The sequence below is a fragment of the Mesorhizobium sp. M0663 genome, from assembly GCF_040320585.1.
Classification (GTDB): Bacteria; Pseudomonadota; Alphaproteobacteria; order Rhizobiales; family Rhizobiaceae; genus Mesorhizobium.
Genome location: NZ_JAMYPX010000001.1, coordinates 450,205 through 465,837 on the forward strand (window position 1 = coordinate 450,205; position 15,633 = coordinate 465,837).

The 15,633-nt window shown below is 61.9% G+C and carries 14 protein-coding genes and 1 pseudogene; 3 read left to right on the forward strand and 12 right to left on the reverse strand.

Going from position 1 to position 15,633, the window contains the following annotated elements; genetic code table 11:
- Nucleotides 1-17: 17 nt before the first annotated feature.
- From NKI54_RS02175 to NKI54_RS02225, 11 genes are all read right to left on the reverse strand, one after another.
- Nucleotides 18-833 (reverse strand): carbohydrate ABC transporter permease, encoded by an 816-nt coding sequence (locus NKI54_RS02175; protein WP_023675500.1) that lies wholly within the window; start codon nt 831-833, stop codon nt 18-20.
- Nucleotides 834-840: 7 nt separating this feature from the next.
- On the reverse strand, nt 841-1,794 hold the full coding sequence (locus NKI54_RS02180) for a carbohydrate ABC transporter permease (protein ID WP_352586662.1): 954 nt from the start codon (nt 1,792-1,794) through the stop codon (nt 841-843).
- A 4-nt stretch (nt 1,795-1,798) separates the two neighbouring features.
- The gene (locus tag NKI54_RS02185; RefSeq protein WP_352586664.1) at nt 1,799-3,046 is read right to left on the reverse strand and encodes an ABC transporter substrate-binding protein; all 1,248 of its coding nucleotides are present in this window, start codon (nt 3,044-3,046) and stop codon (nt 1,799-1,801) included.
- Between the two features lie 157 nt (nt 3,047-3,203).
- On the reverse strand, nt 3,204-4,448 hold the full coding sequence (locus NKI54_RS02190) for a flavin-containing monooxygenase (protein ID WP_352690531.1): 1,245 nt from the start codon (nt 4,446-4,448) through the stop codon (nt 3,204-3,206).
- Nucleotides 4,449-4,671: 223 nt separating this feature from the next.
- Complete coding sequence (locus tag NKI54_RS02195) at nt 4,672-5,484, reverse strand: SDR family NAD(P)-dependent oxidoreductase (protein ID WP_352448128.1); 813 nt, start codon at nt 5,482-5,484, stop codon at nt 4,672-4,674.
- Nucleotides 5,481-6,482 carry a sugar phosphate isomerase/epimerase family protein gene (locus NKI54_RS02200; RefSeq protein WP_352448127.1) on the reverse strand — a complete coding sequence of 334 codons (1,002 nt, stop codon included), beginning with the start codon at nt 6,480-6,482 and terminating at the stop codon, nt 5,481-5,483. Before NKI54_RS02200 ends, NKI54_RS02195 begins: the two co-directional genes overlap by 4 nt.
- 37 nt (nt 6,483-6,519) lie before the next feature.
- Nucleotides 6,520-7,293, reverse strand: coding sequence for an SDR family NAD(P)-dependent oxidoreductase (locus NKI54_RS02205; RefSeq protein ID WP_352454144.1), 774 nt, complete (start codon nt 7,291-7,293; stop codon nt 6,520-6,522).
- 4 nt (nt 7,294-7,297) lie between these two features.
- Entirely contained in the window at nt 7,298-8,395 is a 1,098-nt protein-coding gene (locus NKI54_RS02210) for an ABC transporter ATP-binding protein (RefSeq protein WP_352454145.1), read from the reverse strand.
- Nucleotides 8,396-8,405: 10 nt separating this feature from the next.
- Nucleotides 8,406-9,308, reverse strand: a complete 903-nt coding sequence (locus tag NKI54_RS02215) for a carbohydrate ABC transporter permease (protein ID WP_292660005.1) — start codon at nt 9,306-9,308, stop codon at nt 8,406-8,408.
- Nucleotides 9,301-10,239 carry a carbohydrate ABC transporter permease gene (locus NKI54_RS02220; protein WP_352586669.1) on the reverse strand — a complete coding sequence of 313 codons (939 nt, stop codon included), beginning with the start codon at nt 10,237-10,239 and terminating at the stop codon, nt 9,301-9,303. Before NKI54_RS02220 ends, NKI54_RS02215 begins: the two co-directional genes overlap by 8 nt.
- 57 nt (nt 10,240-10,296) lie before the next feature.
- Nucleotides 10,297-11,562, reverse strand: coding sequence for an ABC transporter substrate-binding protein (locus tag NKI54_RS02225; protein WP_023675509.1), 1,266 nt, complete (start codon nt 11,560-11,562; stop codon nt 10,297-10,299).
- A gap of 143 nt (nt 11,563-11,705) precedes the next feature.
- Here NKI54_RS02225 and NKI54_RS02230 point away from each other — a divergent pair.
- A pseudogene (locus tag NKI54_RS02230) lies at nt 11,706-11,879 on the forward strand (ArsR family transcriptional regulator); the annotation flags it as partial.
- A 3-nt stretch (nt 11,880-11,882) separates the two neighbouring features.
- Complete coding sequence (locus tag NKI54_RS02235) at nt 11,883-12,902, forward strand: ROK family protein (protein WP_352690691.1); 1,020 nt, start codon at nt 11,883-11,885, stop codon at nt 12,900-12,902.
- A 58-nt stretch (nt 12,903-12,960) separates the two neighbouring features.
- On the opposite strand, the gene NKI54_RS02240 is transcribed toward NKI54_RS02235, so the two are convergent.
- Nucleotides 12,961-13,920, reverse strand: coding sequence for a DMT family transporter (locus NKI54_RS02240; RefSeq protein ID WP_352469816.1), 960 nt, complete (start codon nt 13,918-13,920; stop codon nt 12,961-12,963).
- Nucleotides 13,921-14,261: 341 nt separating this feature from the next.
- Between NKI54_RS02240 and NKI54_RS02245 the strand changes: the two genes are divergently transcribed.
- Nucleotides 14,262-15,593, forward strand: a complete 1,332-nt coding sequence (locus NKI54_RS02245) for a PQQ-dependent sugar dehydrogenase (RefSeq protein ID WP_352690533.1) — start codon at nt 14,262-14,264, stop codon at nt 15,591-15,593.
- Nucleotides 15,594-15,633: the final 40 nt, after the last annotated feature.

Here is a 15,633-nt window from a genome sequence, read left to right on the forward strand (position 1 = left end):
GCAATGCCTCCGAATGGTCATTTCATGCCTGCCAGCATCACGCTGCGGACGAAGTAGCGCTGCGTGAAGAGGAACAGCAGCAGGCTCGGGATGAAGAGAATGATCCCGCCCGTCGCCGTCAGGTTCCACTGGGTGAAGAATTCCTGGTTGAAAAGCGTCAGTCCCGTCGTGATCGGCCGCATTTCGGTGGTGTTGACGGCGACCAGCGGCCAGAGGAATTCGTTCCACTGGAACACGAAGGTGAGGAGGGCCAGCGTCGCCAGTGCCGGCCGGACCTGCGGCAGCACGATGCGCCAGTAAAGGCCGAGTTCCGAGCAGCCGTCCATCCGTGCAGCGTCAAGCAACTCGTCGGGAATCGGACGGATGAACTGCCGCATCAGGAAGATTCCGTAGGCGCTCATGGCGAATGGAAGGATAAGGCCCTGATAGGTGTTGAGCCATCCCATCCGCGCGGTGAGCACATAGAGCGGGATCATGCGGATGAAGAATGGGATCATCAGCGTCGACAGCACCGCGACAAACATGACGCGCTTACCGGCGAATTCCATCTTCGCGAAGACGTAGCCGATCAACGGATCGAAGATCAGATGGAGGAAGGTAATCCCGCCGGCGATGATGAAGCTGTTGAGCGTGAAACGCGCGAACGGCGCCTTCTGCCAGATGTCGATGTAATTCGTGAATTGCCACGTCTCGGGGATCAGAATCGGAATGCCGCTGAAGACGTCGGCATCGCTCTGCAGCGACAGCGAAAGCATGTAGAGGAACGGAAAGATCGACAGCGCCACGCAGAAGAGCAGCAGTAGGTAGGACGGGAGCGTTTTTGCGAATGTCATGCCAACCTCAATAGGTGGTTTCGCGGTTGAGCAGCCGGAACTGAACGAAGGTGATGGCCAGGATCAGCAGGAACATCAGGAAAGACAGCGCCGAGGCGTAGCCGATGTTGAGCTCGAAGAAGGCTGCCTCGAACACGTGCAGGCTGAAGAACCGCGTCGCGTCGGCCGGTCCGCCCTTGGTTATCAGGTAGGCCGGCGCCAGCTCTTGCAGCTGGCTGATCGTGCTGACGACCGCGATGAACAGTGTGGTCGGCGTCAACAACGGCCAGGTCAGATAGCGGAATTGCTGCGTCGGCGTGGCGCCGTCGATGGATGCGGCATCATAGAAGTCGGACGGGATCGACTGCAACGCGGAGAGGTAGATCAGCATGGCATAGCCGACATCCTTCCAGACCGTGATGGCGATGAGGGTCGGCAGCGCGGTCGAGGTGTCGCCGAGCCAATTCTGGGTCGGCAGCCCAAGCTCGGCAAGGAAGCTGTTCAAGATGCCAGTGTAGGGATCGAGAATTGCCTGCCACATCAACGCGACGATCACGAAGGAGGTGATGTAGGGAAAGAAGATGATTGCGCGGATCAGAGTGCGCCCCGGGATCGGCCGGTTGAGCACGACCGCCAGTCCGAGGCCAATGGCGATGCTGGCCGCGGTGACGCCTATCGCGAAGGCCAGCGTCACGAAGAGCGACTGCCGAACGCGCGCGTCGCCGAGGGCAGCAACGTAGTTGTCCAGTCCGGCGAATCGGCTCTCGCCGATCAGCGGCTGGCCGCTGTACAGGCTCGCCCAAAACTCCAGTCCTATCGGATAGAAGAGATAGACCGAGAAATAGAGGATTGCTGGCGACAGCAGCAGGTAAGCGAGAAGCGTTTGTCTGGTGCGCCGGCTGAAGCGGGCAGCTCGCCGGGTCGGCATCGCGCCGACGCGAATGTCCGTATCGGCCGTATCGGTGCTGCCGCTGATAAACATCGGCCTAGTTGTTGGCCAGGATGACGTTGGCCTCGGCCGCGAATTTCGGCATGATCTCGGCTGCTGGCTTCTGATTGTAGATGATATCCTCGAGCGCACTTTGCAGAAGCTTCTCGATTCGCGCGTGCTTGCCGGTGAGGCGCAGCTCGGCGGTGACGTCTTGCGCGTAAGGCAGGCATTTGCTGAAGCTGCCGATGACCGGATCGGCCTGAACCTCGGCGTTTTCGGCCCAGGATTTGCGCGGCATCGTCATGCCCGCTTCCTTGGTAGCCGCTAGTTCCGTGTCGAGCGCGACGAGCCGCTTCAACAACTCCCAGGCCTCCTTCGGGTGCTTGGCGTCCTTAGGGATCATCACGCTGACGCCGCCCGCGAACGTCGCCTGCACCTTGTGCTTGAGTGATGGCGCAACCGCCCAGTTGAGCTTCGGGTTGCCCGAGCGGATCGGCTTCACGTCCCACGGACCGGTTATGATCATTGCGACCCGGTTGGCCGTGAACAGCTTTTGCGGACCCTCATAGTCAGCACCCGCCGCCGGCTTGGTCGCTGCTTTTTCCTTGTGGATCAGGTCGGCGAGGAACTGGATCGCTTCGATCGCCTCAGGACTGTCGAGATTGACCTTGTTTGTCTTGGGATCGTAATAGCTTACGCCGTTCTGCAGTAGCCACGACGAATAATATCCGATGCTGGGGTTGGGAGCGAAGCCGAAGCGGGCGCCGGTCGTCGTCGCCTTGGCAACCTTCAGGAACTCCTCCCAGGTCGCAGGCGGCGCGTCGAAGCCCGCCTGCTTAAGCATATCGACGTTGTACACGAGGGTGGCGCAGGTGAGGTGGATCTGGACGCCATAGTACTTGTCGCCGAGTTTGTTGCGCTCGACGGAATAGGCTTGCCAGTCGTCGGGATAGCCGATCGCCTTGCCGTCTTGTTGGATGAAGTCGTTCAGCGGCCGCAGCAGATTCCGCTGGCCAAATTCCTGCACCCAGCCGCCGGGTTCGGCGACGAGATCGGGCGCGTTCTTCGCCGCAAAATCCGCCACCAGCTTGGTGCGCATATCCGGCCACTGGAATTTCTCCCACTGCACCGACCATCCGGTATGATCGGCCTCGAACTTCGCTATTGCATCGGCATAAGCTTGATAGGCGTGGCCGGCGTTCCAATAGAGCGTCAAGGTCTCGGCATGGGCCGCAGTCGCGGTCGTCAGGGCCACGCCCAAAACCATGCCGTGCAGGAATCCGACTGACTTGTAGCGGCTCATCTTGGTCTCCTCCCTGGTTTGCCACCCGCCTTCCTCACAATGGATGGCGTCATATTATTCGATTAATATACCCGCTATACCGCAGTTTTTGTCAAGCTGAGACTTAGTCGTCATCAATGGCCTTGGGTTTAGAAACCCGCCGACGGTGTCCAGGTCGTCACGAACGCCGCACGATGTGTTCGACAAGGCGGGGCGCCTCCTCGGTGACTGCCAATATTGTGCCTGACTTGCGTGTGGAGGCGAAGTCCAACCCAGCGAAGTAAATGCCTGGCAGGGCGGCCACGCCATCCTCGTGAACAGGCTGTCCTTCCGGGTCGAGCAGACCGGAAAGCCTCACCCAACTGAAATCGCCCTTGAAGCCGGTGCACCACACCACGGTCGTGATGCCGGACCCGGCGAGGTCAAGCGAAACGATAGCCGGGTCCGGCCGATGCGCTGTGACAGTATCCGCTGTTTCCGGCTCCGACACGGGAGCATCGATTCCAGAGCGGCTGATGTATTCGTCGATATAGCGTTTAACGTTGGCGGAAGCTTCGTCCGCAAAACGAATATGCTCTTCGAGATCCTCGGCGGACGACAGACGGCCGTCGCCCTCGACGCCCGCGAGCCGCCCTAGCAGCACGATGCCTCGGGCGCCGAGCGCTTGCAGGCTTATCGTGTGTTCCACGCCAAGCAGACCACGAGGTGGAATGCGCCCCGCAAGTCGAATGATCTCGTCTCGACGTACGTCGAGAAACCCGCTTTCGACGAGCCAGATCATGATGTCGCGACCTCGGTAGCGCCGCGAGAGCCGCCCGACGCGGCTGGTGGCAAGGAAGACTGTTCGGCCTGCTTCTGCCAGGTCCTCCGCGATCTGGACACCAGACTGGCCGCTTCCGACCACCAGCACCGCTCCAGCCGGAAGATCGGCGGTGCTGCGGTAATCAGAAGCATCGAACTGGCGCAGGCCTGGCGGCAAGGCAGCGGCGAACACTGGGCGCACCGGACAATTCAAGTCGCCGCTTGCGATCACCACGTTGCGTGCCAAAACTGTGCCGCGCGAGGTGGTCAACCGATAGACGCCATTCCCGTTCCCACCGGAGAGCTCGGTCACAACAGTGTCCGGTTCGACCGGTAGTTCGTTTCGCCTGGCGAAATCCTCAAGCAGGGCGACGAACTGGTCGCGCGTCAGGGCACCGAACGGATCTGAACCGTCATAGAAGTCGCCTGGCATGACGGTCTGAACGTTTGGGGTATTCATCCGGAAAGAATCCCACCGCTGCGTGCGCCAGGTCTCTCCGATGCGGCCTCGCTCCAGTACGGCATGGCGCAAGCCTTGCCGTGCCAGCGAATAGCTGACGCCCAGGCCGGCCCAACCGGCCCCGACCACCACCGCATCAAGGATGTTGGCGTCATCCGTCATTTGCCGCGGATCCGGGTGCTAGCGCCGGAGCAGCGGTTCGAGGCGGCACCAACGCCATCAGCGTAACGCCTTGGCCAGCGGACAACCGCCAAACAGCGGCCGATGCTGCCTGAACCCATCCCCGCGATCTGCATGGCTTCGCCCCCGATGCGAGGGCACGATAACAGCTTTATCGGGTCACGGCACAATCAAATACTCATCCGAAACCGGCAATGGTCGCGGCCTAACCTGGAAAGATCGTGAAACCGCCATCGACTCGGATTACCTGCCCGTTGATGAAGCGCGCGCGCGGACCGGCGAGGAAGGCCACCGCTTCGGCGATCTCTTCAGGCTCCGCATACCGGTTCAGCGATTTCTTGCTCGAATCCATGCGCTGCGGATCGACCACGCGGCTCGCCTGGAACCGTGCCGTCTTGGTGGCGCCGGGGCTCACCGCATTGACGCGTACGCCATCGTCGATCAGTTCCTTGGCGAGGCAGCGCGTATAATGGACGACAGCCGCCTTGAGCGTCGAGTAGACCACCTCGGGCGAGCATCCGATATGCGCTGCCGCCGAGGCGATGTTGATCACCGAGCCTGAGCCACGCTTGACCATCGGCGGAACGAACGCCTGGCAGACCAGCATCGTGCCGATGAGGTTGTTCTCGGTTAGAACCTTGATGTCTTCGTAGTCGATGTCCAGTGCGTTGTTGGGATTGGGCTTTACGCCCTTGGCGCCGATGTCGCCGCCGGCGCAGTTTACCAAGACGTGCACGTCGCCGAGCTCCGCCTCGATCTTCCTCTTCATTTCCGCGACAGCTTGCTTGTCGCCGATGTTGCCGGTGACCGCGGTGATGCGCGTCCCATGCTTCTCCAAGCCCCTGGCAGAGTCGCCGAGGTCCGCGAATTCGCCATATTGAGATGGCCGGGCCCAATCGAGGTCGTGGACCGCGACGTTTGCGCCAAGTTCGGCCAAGCGGTCGGCCATCACGCGGCCGAGGCCGCGTCCCGAGCCGGTGACGAAGGCGGTCAGGCCGCTGAGTTCTCGGGCAGTCATGCTGATTTCTCCATTGCAATGAAATCGAATTTCATCATGTTGGCGGCGCTGCGCCGGATCATGTCGAGCTCGTACGAAACGAGCGCACCGTCATCATCGCGCTCCCATGGCGTGCGGTAGTCGGCGTCGTCCGCAAGGCGGTTCAGGCGCGCAGCACTCAGGCAGGCCGCGAATTCGCGGGCGGTCTTCGGCGCATATCCGTTCCACCAGTCGTCGGTGAGACAGCGAACGTGACGGGCCTCCAGCGCGCCGGGCTCAAGCACCGCCGTCAGCGTGTCGTGGTGCTCGCCAAGGATGGCTGCCAGTTCGGCGAAAGGCACGGCGCCGTCGCCGATCGCGCAGCGGACCAGGCGGTAGCCCTCATCCGTGAACTGGACGCGATAGTCCTTGAGGTGAACGTGGCGGACATGGGGCGCGATCCGGCGCGTGAAGGCAAGCGGCGCCTCGCCGACAGGAAAGGTGTTGCCGGTGTCGTAGGTGATGCCGACACCCGGCCCGCCGAGTTCGCAGAACGCAACCAGTTCGTCGCTGCCGAAGTCCTGATGGTTCTCGATGCCGAGCACGCGTCCCTCGGCCGCCGCACGCGGCCCCCATTCCGTCAAGGCAGCGCGAATCGTTGCGTTGAACTCGCTCCATTTCGGACCCCACGCATTGCGGTCGCCGCACAGGACAGGCGTCAGTGCGATACGGATCGTCGTCGCCTCGAGCAGGCGCGCAGCCCGAAAGGCGTTGTCCAGCGGACCTGCCACTAGAAGTCCGCCGCTCACCACCGGGACGATGTCCAGCGCGGCAAGACGCCTGCGCAGGGCGACGATTTCGGCGTCAGTCAAGTCGGTCAACCAGGGTTCGTAGATCTCGAGCGTGCGTGCGCCCAGTTCCTGCGCCAGCGTGATGAAGCCTTCCAGCCCCACGCCGTCCGGATTGTGCCGCGGCGTGCCGCGGCCCTGCAGGCCGAGATAGTAGGTCAGTCCGTAAGGGTTGAGGCCGAGACGAAACATCAGCTTGGCGGTTCCAATGGAGAGCGGAGAGGCGTCACTAGCGCAGACCGGCATCGACGGTTATGGACTGTTTGGTGATCATGCGGCTGTCGTCGGCCGCCAGGAAGAGCACGGTGCGTGCAATCTCCTCGCCCAGCAGGACGCGGCGAATCAATTGCCGCTGCACCGTCTGGTCGACTGCCTCCTGCGTCTTGAACCACAGCTCGCGCTGCCGCTCGGTCATGACGGCGCCGGGTTCGATCGCATTGACGCGGATGTTATCCGGTCCGAACGACCGCGCCAACGCACGCGTCAGCGCCACCACGGCCCCCTTGGCGGTGGCATAGGCCACCATCTGGTCCGCTCCGAACCGCCAGGCAATGGAGGAGAAGTTTATGATCGAGCCGAAGCCGAGTTCCTTCATATGCGGATGCACTGCCTGCGCGGCGAAGAAGTGATGCCTCAGATTGACGTCGAAGCTGCGGTCCCAATAGTCGGCCGTTACCGCGTCGATGGGATGGCGCTGATCATTGGCTGCGTTATTCACCAGGACGGCGACCGGACCAAGCCGCGCGCGCACGCCTGCTACCGACGCCTTTAGCGCATCGACGTCGGTCACATCGCAATGGAGATATAACGGAGCCTGCCCGGCGGCACCAGCGAGCTCGCGCACCAACGCCTCCGCTGGTTCGTCCTGCACATCGAGAAAGGCTATCCGGGCGCCGTTCGCCACGAAGGCGCGGACCATATCGGCGCCAATGCCGGAGGCGCCGCCGGAGATCAGCACGACCCGATCGGTCAAGCTCGGATAAGTCGCGAATTGTACGGACATCAAACTACAGAAGCGCCTTGGTTGTTGGATCGAACAGACAGGCACGCGACATGTCGATGCCTAGCGTTATCGTCTCGCCCATGACGGGAGCGTCATCCGGCTCGAAACGGCCGGTGATCTCCAGGTCACCCAGCCTGAGCACGGCAAGCGTCTCGGCCCCGGTAGGCTCGACCAATTCGACCGGCGCCTGCATGGACGCCACAGCAGGTTTGCGCGACTTCAGATCGGTCGTGAAACGGTAGATGTGTTCCGGCCGGATACCGAGCACGACGTCCTGTGGCGCACCGGCGGGCATCGGCGCGGCAAGGGCGAGGCTGGCGTCGCTGCCGTCAGCGGCGCGTACCGAGATGCTGGTCGAGCCCGTAAGCCGGGCGGGAATGAAATTCATCGCCGGCGATCCCATGAAACCGGCAACGAACATGTTGGTCGGCCGGTCGTAGATCCGCTTCGGCGTGTCGAACTGCTGTACCGAGCCCTGGTTCATCACCGCAATGCGGGATGCAAGCGTCATCGCCTCGACCTGATCGTGGGTGACATACACCGTGGTCTTGCCGACGCGATGGTGAAGCTTCTTGATTTCGGTACGCATGTCGACGCGCAGCTTGGCGTCGAGGTTGGACAAGGGCTCGTCGAACAAAAACAGCTTCGGGTCGCGCACGAGGGCACGCCCCATCGCAACGCGCTGCCGCTGGCCCCCCGAGAGCTGGCCGGGCTTGCGTTTAAGCAGCTGTTCGATCTGCAGGAGTGCGGCAACCCGCTGGACAGCTTCCGCCTGCGCCGCTTTTGGCACGCCGCGGCTCTCCATGCCGAAGGTGATGTTCTGGCGCACCGTCATGGTGGGATAGAGGGCGTATGACTGGAACACCATCGCAATATCGCGGTCCTTGGGTTGCACCGAGTTCACCAGCCGGTCGCCGATCCATATCTCGCCCGACGTGACGGTTTCCAGTCCGGCGATCATGGCGAGCAAGGTTGACTTGCCGCAACCCGACGGGCCGACAAGGGCGACGAATTCTCCGGTCTTAGCCTCGAGATCGATGCCGGCAAGAATCTCGAGCGAGCCGTAGCTCTTGTGAAGGTTGCGGATCATCAACGCGGACATCGGCGACGCCTCATTTTATGGCGCCCTGGGTGAGGCCGCGCACGAAGTATTTTCCACCAAACAGATAGATCAGCAGCGGAGGCAACGCGCCGATCAGCACGGCTGCGCTCATCACATCGTAAGCACGCGCGGTCGTGCCGCCGGCCGTGAGCGCGACCAACGCCGCCGTAATCGGCTGCTGCTGGCCCGATGTGAAGACGACGCCGAACAAATACTCGTTCCAGATGCCGGTGAACTGCCAGATGACGGTGACAATCAGAATCGGCGGCGACAGGGGCAGGATGATCTTGCGGAAGATCCGCCAGAAGCCGGCGCCGTCGATGCGTGCCGCCTTGATCAGGTCGTCCGGTATGCTGACGTAGAAATTGCGGCAGAACAGGGTGGTGAACGAGATGCCCTGGACGACGTGGATCAACACCAGCCCGTATGTGGAATTGGTCAGGCCGAGCTTGCCGAGCAGGAACGCCCACGGCATCAACGAAATCTGGCCGGGCATGAATACGCCGAGCAGCATCAGATTGAAGATCAGTTCGGAACCCCTGAAGCGCCATTTGGAGAGGATGTAGCCGTTCATGGCGCCGAGAATGGTCGAGATGATGGTGGCGGGGATCGTCATCGCCAGCGAGTTGAAGAAATTGCGCTTCATGCCCTCGCAGGTACCGCTGACGCAGTAGGATCCCCAGGCCTGCGCCCACGCATCGAACCGGAAGCTGCGCGGTACGGAGATGAGGCCGTTGCGGGCAATCTCCGACTGCTCGCGCAATGAGTTGAAGATCACCACCAGCAATGGCACGAGATAGACGACCGCGAAAAGCGTCAGCACGGCATAGACAAGGAAGCGACTCCAGAAATGCCGGCGCGTGGCAGCGGCTTCTTCCGGATCAAAACGGGCATTAGGGGCAATTTCAGCCATTGCGGCCCTCCGCCCGCCGGCGCCAGACGATCCACAAGGAGTACGGCACCAGCACCACCGCGACCGCCGCGAGCATCATCATCGCCGCGGCGGCACCCTCGCCGATTTGGCCGCGCTGGAACATCAGGTCGTAGACATAGATGGCGGGGAAGGTGGTGGACACACCTGGGCCGCCTCGCGTCAACGCCGCCACCAGGTCGAAGGTCTTGATGGCGAATTGTATCTGAATGACCGCCACCGCCAGGAATATCGGAGCGATGGTTGGCAGGATGACCCTCCGATAGGTCCGGAAAACCGACGCGCCGTCGATTTGCGCGGCTTTGACGAGATCCGGATCGACCGACCGCAGACCGGCCAGGAAAAGTGCCATTGCGAAGCCGGACGACTGCCAGATACCGGTTATGATCACCGCATAGATCGCAGTGTTGCGGTTGGCCGTCAGGGCGAAGCTGAAGTCGGTCCAGCCAAGCCCGCGAACGAAGGCCTGGATACCGTCGACAGGATTATAGAGCCAACTCCACACCGTACCGGTGACGATGAAGGACACCGCCAACGGGTAGAGAAAGATGGTGCGCCAAACCGCCTCGCCGCGGACGCGCTGGTCGATCGCGATCGCGAGCAGCAGGCCAACGGCCATCGAGCCAACGATATAGAAGCCGCTGAACAGGAAGAGATTGGTATAGGCGATGTTCCAGCGCCGGTTTGCCCAGAGCGAAGCGTAATTGTCCAGGCCGACGAACCCATAGGTCGGCAACAGCGACGAATTGGACAGCGAGATGTAGAGCGTCCAGAGCGTGAAGACGAAAACATAGATGAAACTCGCCGCTATCGACGGCGCCAGCACCAGAATGGGCACCATCGTGCCCAGGCGCTCGCGCCACGGAGGGGCCGCGGCAGCTGCGGCTGGTACAATCAGATCATGGGTGGACATCGGGCTGCTCCGGCGAGGTCTGGCCGGGAGCTTCGCCCCCGGCCATCATCGGCAGCGTCACTTCTGCGCTTCGGCCGCATCCGCCATCGCATTGGCCGCGTCCTGCGCACTCATATCCGGCGTTGCTACAAACTCCGTGATGCTATCCATTATTGCGCCGCGGACCTTTTGCGGAACCGTCATGTTGTGCGCCATCGAACGCACGAGCGTGCCGGCGGCGATCGAGGCTTGCAGATCCTTTTGCGAGAGCTGCTGGCAGGGATTGAAGCCGTTCGAAAGATCGACGTCGAGGCGGGCCGGAATGGACCCTTTGGTCTGATTGAAAATGGTCTGGAATTCGGGCGACAGGATGATGCTGGCAAGCAGCTTCTGTCCCTCGATATAGTCCGGATCCTTCTGCTTGAAGAACACGACCGAGTCTGAATTCAAGATGAAACCGGGCTTGCCCCAATCGGTCGGCGCCTGGGCGCAGACATAGTCGGTGCCCTCCTTGAAGCCGCCGGCCGTCAGCAGGCCGATCGTCCAGTCGCCCATGATGTGGAAGGCGGCCTCGCCGCGGCCGACGAGATGCGACATGGTATCCCAGTCACGCCCGTTCATGCCGGGGTCCATGTACTTCGAGGTCATGGTGCGAAACTGCTCGAAGGCCTTGACCATGCCGTCGCTGCGCATGGCATCGACGTCGCCCTCGACGAAAGCTTTCTTGTAGAGATCGAGGTCCTGACCGTACACGACCACTTCGAAGACGGTCGAGTCGGTCCAGTCGGCGGTCGAGTGCGAAATGCAGATCTTGCCGCTGGCCACGATCTTGTCGCAGGCGGCGTTGAATTCCGCCCATGTCTTCGGCATCTCGGTGACGCCCGCGTCCTTCATGACCTTCGGCGATGCCCACAGCCAGTTGATGCGGTGGATGTTCATCGGCGCGGCCACCCAATTCCCGGTCGGCTTCATCACCGGCAGCAATTCGGGAGCGACGACCTTCTCCCAATTTTCCGCCTTCGCCAGGTCGTCGAGATTGGCTGTCATGCCCGTCTCGTTCCATTCGGCGATCTCGGGGCCTTTGAGCTGCACAGCGGGAGGTGCGTTGCCGGCGATCACATCAGCACGCAGTTTGGCCAGGGTATTGGCCGTATGGCCTGCGATGGAGGTCTGCTGCCAGGTGCCACCCTTGGCGGTAAACATCTCGCCGAGCTTGGCGATAGCCTGGGCGTCCGATCCGGTGGCCCATTGATGCAAGAGGTTGGTCTTCGGCTCCGCGAGGGCTGTTCCGGTAATCAAGGTGAAGGCGGTAGCGGCCGCAAAGGCCGTCCTCAGGTATTTCATCGTTTCACTCCCATATGTGATGCACGGTTCGTATCGACCGCTTGTGGCCCGCGATTTGAGGTCGTGGCCGGCGAGATTCAGTAATCTCCGTTCTTTCCAAGATGACATATTTGGGCTATCAGTCAACGTGCTTTGTGCCCATCATGAACAAACCTTCGCTTAGAAATTGGCTGATCGACAGGCCGTCCGCGTCGCCGGAGAGCCTGATCGTCCGATGCTTGCGCGAGCGCGGCGTGCTTTCTGCGTCGCAAATTACCCGCATTACCGGTTTGGCGCGGTCGACGGTTTCAACCGCGCTCAACGGCTTGAGAAAATCTGGGATGGTGATCGAATCCTCGGCCCATCATGACGCGGCGAGGGGTATCGGCAGGCCTGCCACGACATTGACGCTCAATCCCGCTGCGGGCACCTGCGTCGGCATCCATCTGGGCCTCGACGAGATGCGGTGTGTCGTCGCTGACGTCTCGCATTCTTTCGTTGCCGAACAAACTATCCCCATGGGTCTGGACTACCAGCCGCAACAGGCGGCCCAGCTCGCCAAGTCAGTAATTGCCCGATGCTACGAAGAGAACGGTCTGCCGATGGCGGGGCTCCTGGGGGTTGGGGTCTCCGTCTCGGGCCCAGTCAGCCGCGAAGGAGTGGTGCTGCGCGCGAGTATCGTTCCGACCTGGGCCGGGGTCAACATCCGCGATGTGTTCGGGCCGGTCCTTGAACAGCCGATCTTCGCCGACAATGAGAGCAACTGCTCGGCCATTGCCGAGCTGATGTGGGGTGCTGCCGTCGGCCAGGACGATTTCGTGCTGTTCAAGGTCGATCTGGGCGTCGGCGGGGCCATTGTCCAGCACGGTCGGCTGGTGAGCGGCATCGCCGGCGGCGCCGGCGAATTCGGGCACATTAGCATCGATCCCGGCGGCGACCTTTGCCGGTGCGGCAATCGAGGATGCCTGGAGCTCTATGCCAGCTTTGCCCGACCGCTCGAGCAGATTTCGCGCATCGTGCGGCGGCCGGTCACGATGGACGACGTGATCATGATGGCCGAGCAGGGCGACGTGAGGGCGCTGCGGATGATCGAGGACACCGCCGAGTTTGCCGGCCGTGGCCTTGGCCTGATCGGTTCGGTTCTCAATCCGCCGCTCATCATCATCGGCGGCCGCATGGCCTTGGCGGGCGACATTCTCCTGGCGCCACTGATCGCATCATATGAACGCCACACGCTCATCAAGTCCCGCGATGTGGCGCCTGCGCTGCGCACGCGGATAATCGTTGGCAAGCACACGGAGAACGATGCATTGCTCGGCGCGGTCGGCCTCGTGCTGCGCCACAACAGCCGGCTTCAGTGACCCGGCTTGCGCTCTGATTTTGCGAGCTGCTCGCCGAAGCAGCGGAACTGATGTTTGCCTACGCGACACGCACCGTGCGCTGCCTCGGCTTGATCGCGGTGGCGAGCAGCAGGCCGGCGATGATGAAGGCGGCGCCGGCGAGATCGTAGTCGTGCAAGCTTTCGCCAAGGACCAGATAAGCGAGAACGGCGACGAAGGCGGTCTGGAGATAGAGCAGCATGCTGGCGCGCCCCGCACCAAGCGTCTCGACGCTACGGTTGTAGAGATAGTACATCAGAGCGCCGCCGGGGCCGGCAACATAGGCGAGAGCCAGAAGGCCGTTCGCATGCAGCGCTGAACGATCCCCGGAAAACAGTTCCCAGAGATAGAAGGGCAGTGCGGCCAGCGCGCCGGCTCCCAGCAGCAGGACCACCATCGGCAGAAGCTCGATAGCGAATTTGGCGCGACGCAGCAGCACGGTGTAGAGGCCCCAACAAAACGCGCTGCCGACGATCCACAACTCGCCGGGATTGAACTGCAGCTGCATCAGCGCGGCAAGGTCGCCGCGCGCCACGATCACCACCATCCCAGCCAGAGCGACCAGCGCTCCAAGCGCTTTCCAGACACCGAGGGGCTCGCCGAGCACGAAGCGGGCAAGCACCATGGTCATGATCGGCGACAGCGCCATGATGATGCCGGCGGTTGTCGCGTTGGTGTAGTTGAGGCCCGTGTAGATCATGCCCTGACACAAGGTTAGCCCGATAGTGCCGATGACCAGCACCTCGATCACCCGGGATTGGATCAGCACGAGCATCGCCCCGTGATGACGATGGACGATAGGCAGCAGGATCGCGCACGCGAGCGTCAGCCGCCAGAAGCAGAGCGCCCAAGGCGGCATCTCGGGGGCAACCCACTTGGCGGCGATATAGACGCCGGCCGACAGGAGCCAGCAGAGCGTCGCGAGGGAATAGGCGAGCGGAAGTGATGCGCCGGGTGTCGCCTTCGCTACACTTGGATGTGCTATCGGCAGCGATTGGATATCCGTCTCCTCCCACCGCAGACTTTAGCAGATTTGCAGCGTCTTGCTAAGCAGCAACAACAGCTGTTTCACCAGCTGGTGCAATCGGTGGGTCATTGTGGGTCCCGCCGTTCACGGTCTCCTTCCATTCGAACGCATGTTGGCCCATGATTCATATTGCGCGACAGATATTCGCGCGGTTGCCACAATCTTCTCGCGCCATATTTCTACCGAGCGCAGATCTGTCGCGAATTCCTGGCCCTCGGATCACGAGCGCCGCTGTTTCGAGGCAATTGGAAGAATAAGCCACTGACTTCCGTTTGCACAAAGAGCGCGACACAAATCCATGCGGAGGACGTCCGATGCATGCCGGCTTCCCAGGAAGCGTACTCGTAGCGGTGTTGGGCACCGTCATGGCGAGCTGCGCTGGCATTCCGGCGCAAAAAACTGGTGCAATAACCGGCTATGGCCCCAACCCCACTTTACCGAAACCAAGACCGACGCTGATCCCGACTGTTAACATCGCCGAGGCGAAAGGCTGGCAGAAAGAAGGTATGCCGACCCCGGCGAAGGGGCTGACAGTGAACGCCTTCGCCACCGGCCTCGATCATCCGCGCTGGCTACATGTGCTTCCGAACGGCGACGTGCTGGTTGCTGAAACCAATGCCCCTGCCAAGCATGACGAAGGCTTCAGTCTTAGAAAGGTCTTCATGGACCTGGCTATGAAGCGGGCTGGCGCCGCGACCAAAAGCGCCAACCGCATCACGCTCCTGCGCGACACCGATGGCGACGGCATTGCGGATGTACGCACGACGTTCGCGGAAGGCCTCAATTCGCCCTTCGGCATGACGCTGTCCAAAGGCAAACTCTTTGTCGCGAATACCGACGCGCTGGTCGCTTTCCCCTACTCCAATGGCCAGACCCGAGTCAGCACGTCGCCGGAAAAGATCATCGACTTGCCGGCCGGGGACCTCAACCATCATTGGACCAAGGACGTGATCGCAACTCCGGATGGACGCAAGCTCTATGTCACCGTTGGTTCCAACAGCAACGTTGGAGAAAACGGCATAGCCGCGGAGAAGAACCGCGCCGCTGTCCTTGAAGTGGATCGGTCTACCCGCCGCACTCGGGTCTTCGCCTCGGGCCTGCGCAACCCGAACGGGCTCTCCTGGAATCCTGAGACTGGCCAGCTTTGGGTCGCCGTGAACGAGCGTGACGAGATCGGCGACGACCTTGTGCCGGATTACATGACCTCGGTTCGTGACGGCGCTTTCTACGGCTGGCCCTACAGCTACTACGGACAGAACGTCGACGAACGTGCCAAGCCGCAGCGCCCCGATCTCGTGGCGGCAGCGATCAAGCCCGATTACGCCCTGGGCTCTCATACCGCCTCGCTGGGACTGACCTTCTCCAAAGGCGCGCGGCTCGGTCCGGCCTACGGCAACGGCGCCTTCGTCGGCCAGCACGGCTCGTGGAATAGAAGCGTGCACAGCGGCTGCAAGGTCATCTTCGTGCCGTTCCATGGTGGCAAACCGAGCGGTCTCCCGAAGGACGTGCTCACTGGCTTCATCGGGCGGAATGGCACGGCGATGGGCCGGCCGGTCGGCGTTGTTATCGATCAGGCCGGCGCACTGCTCGTCGCCGACGACGTCGGTAATGTCATCTGGCGGGTCCGCCGGGCGAATGGCCGTTGAGCGCAGGTGGCCTTTCTGATTCCGACCTCACCAGCCTTCG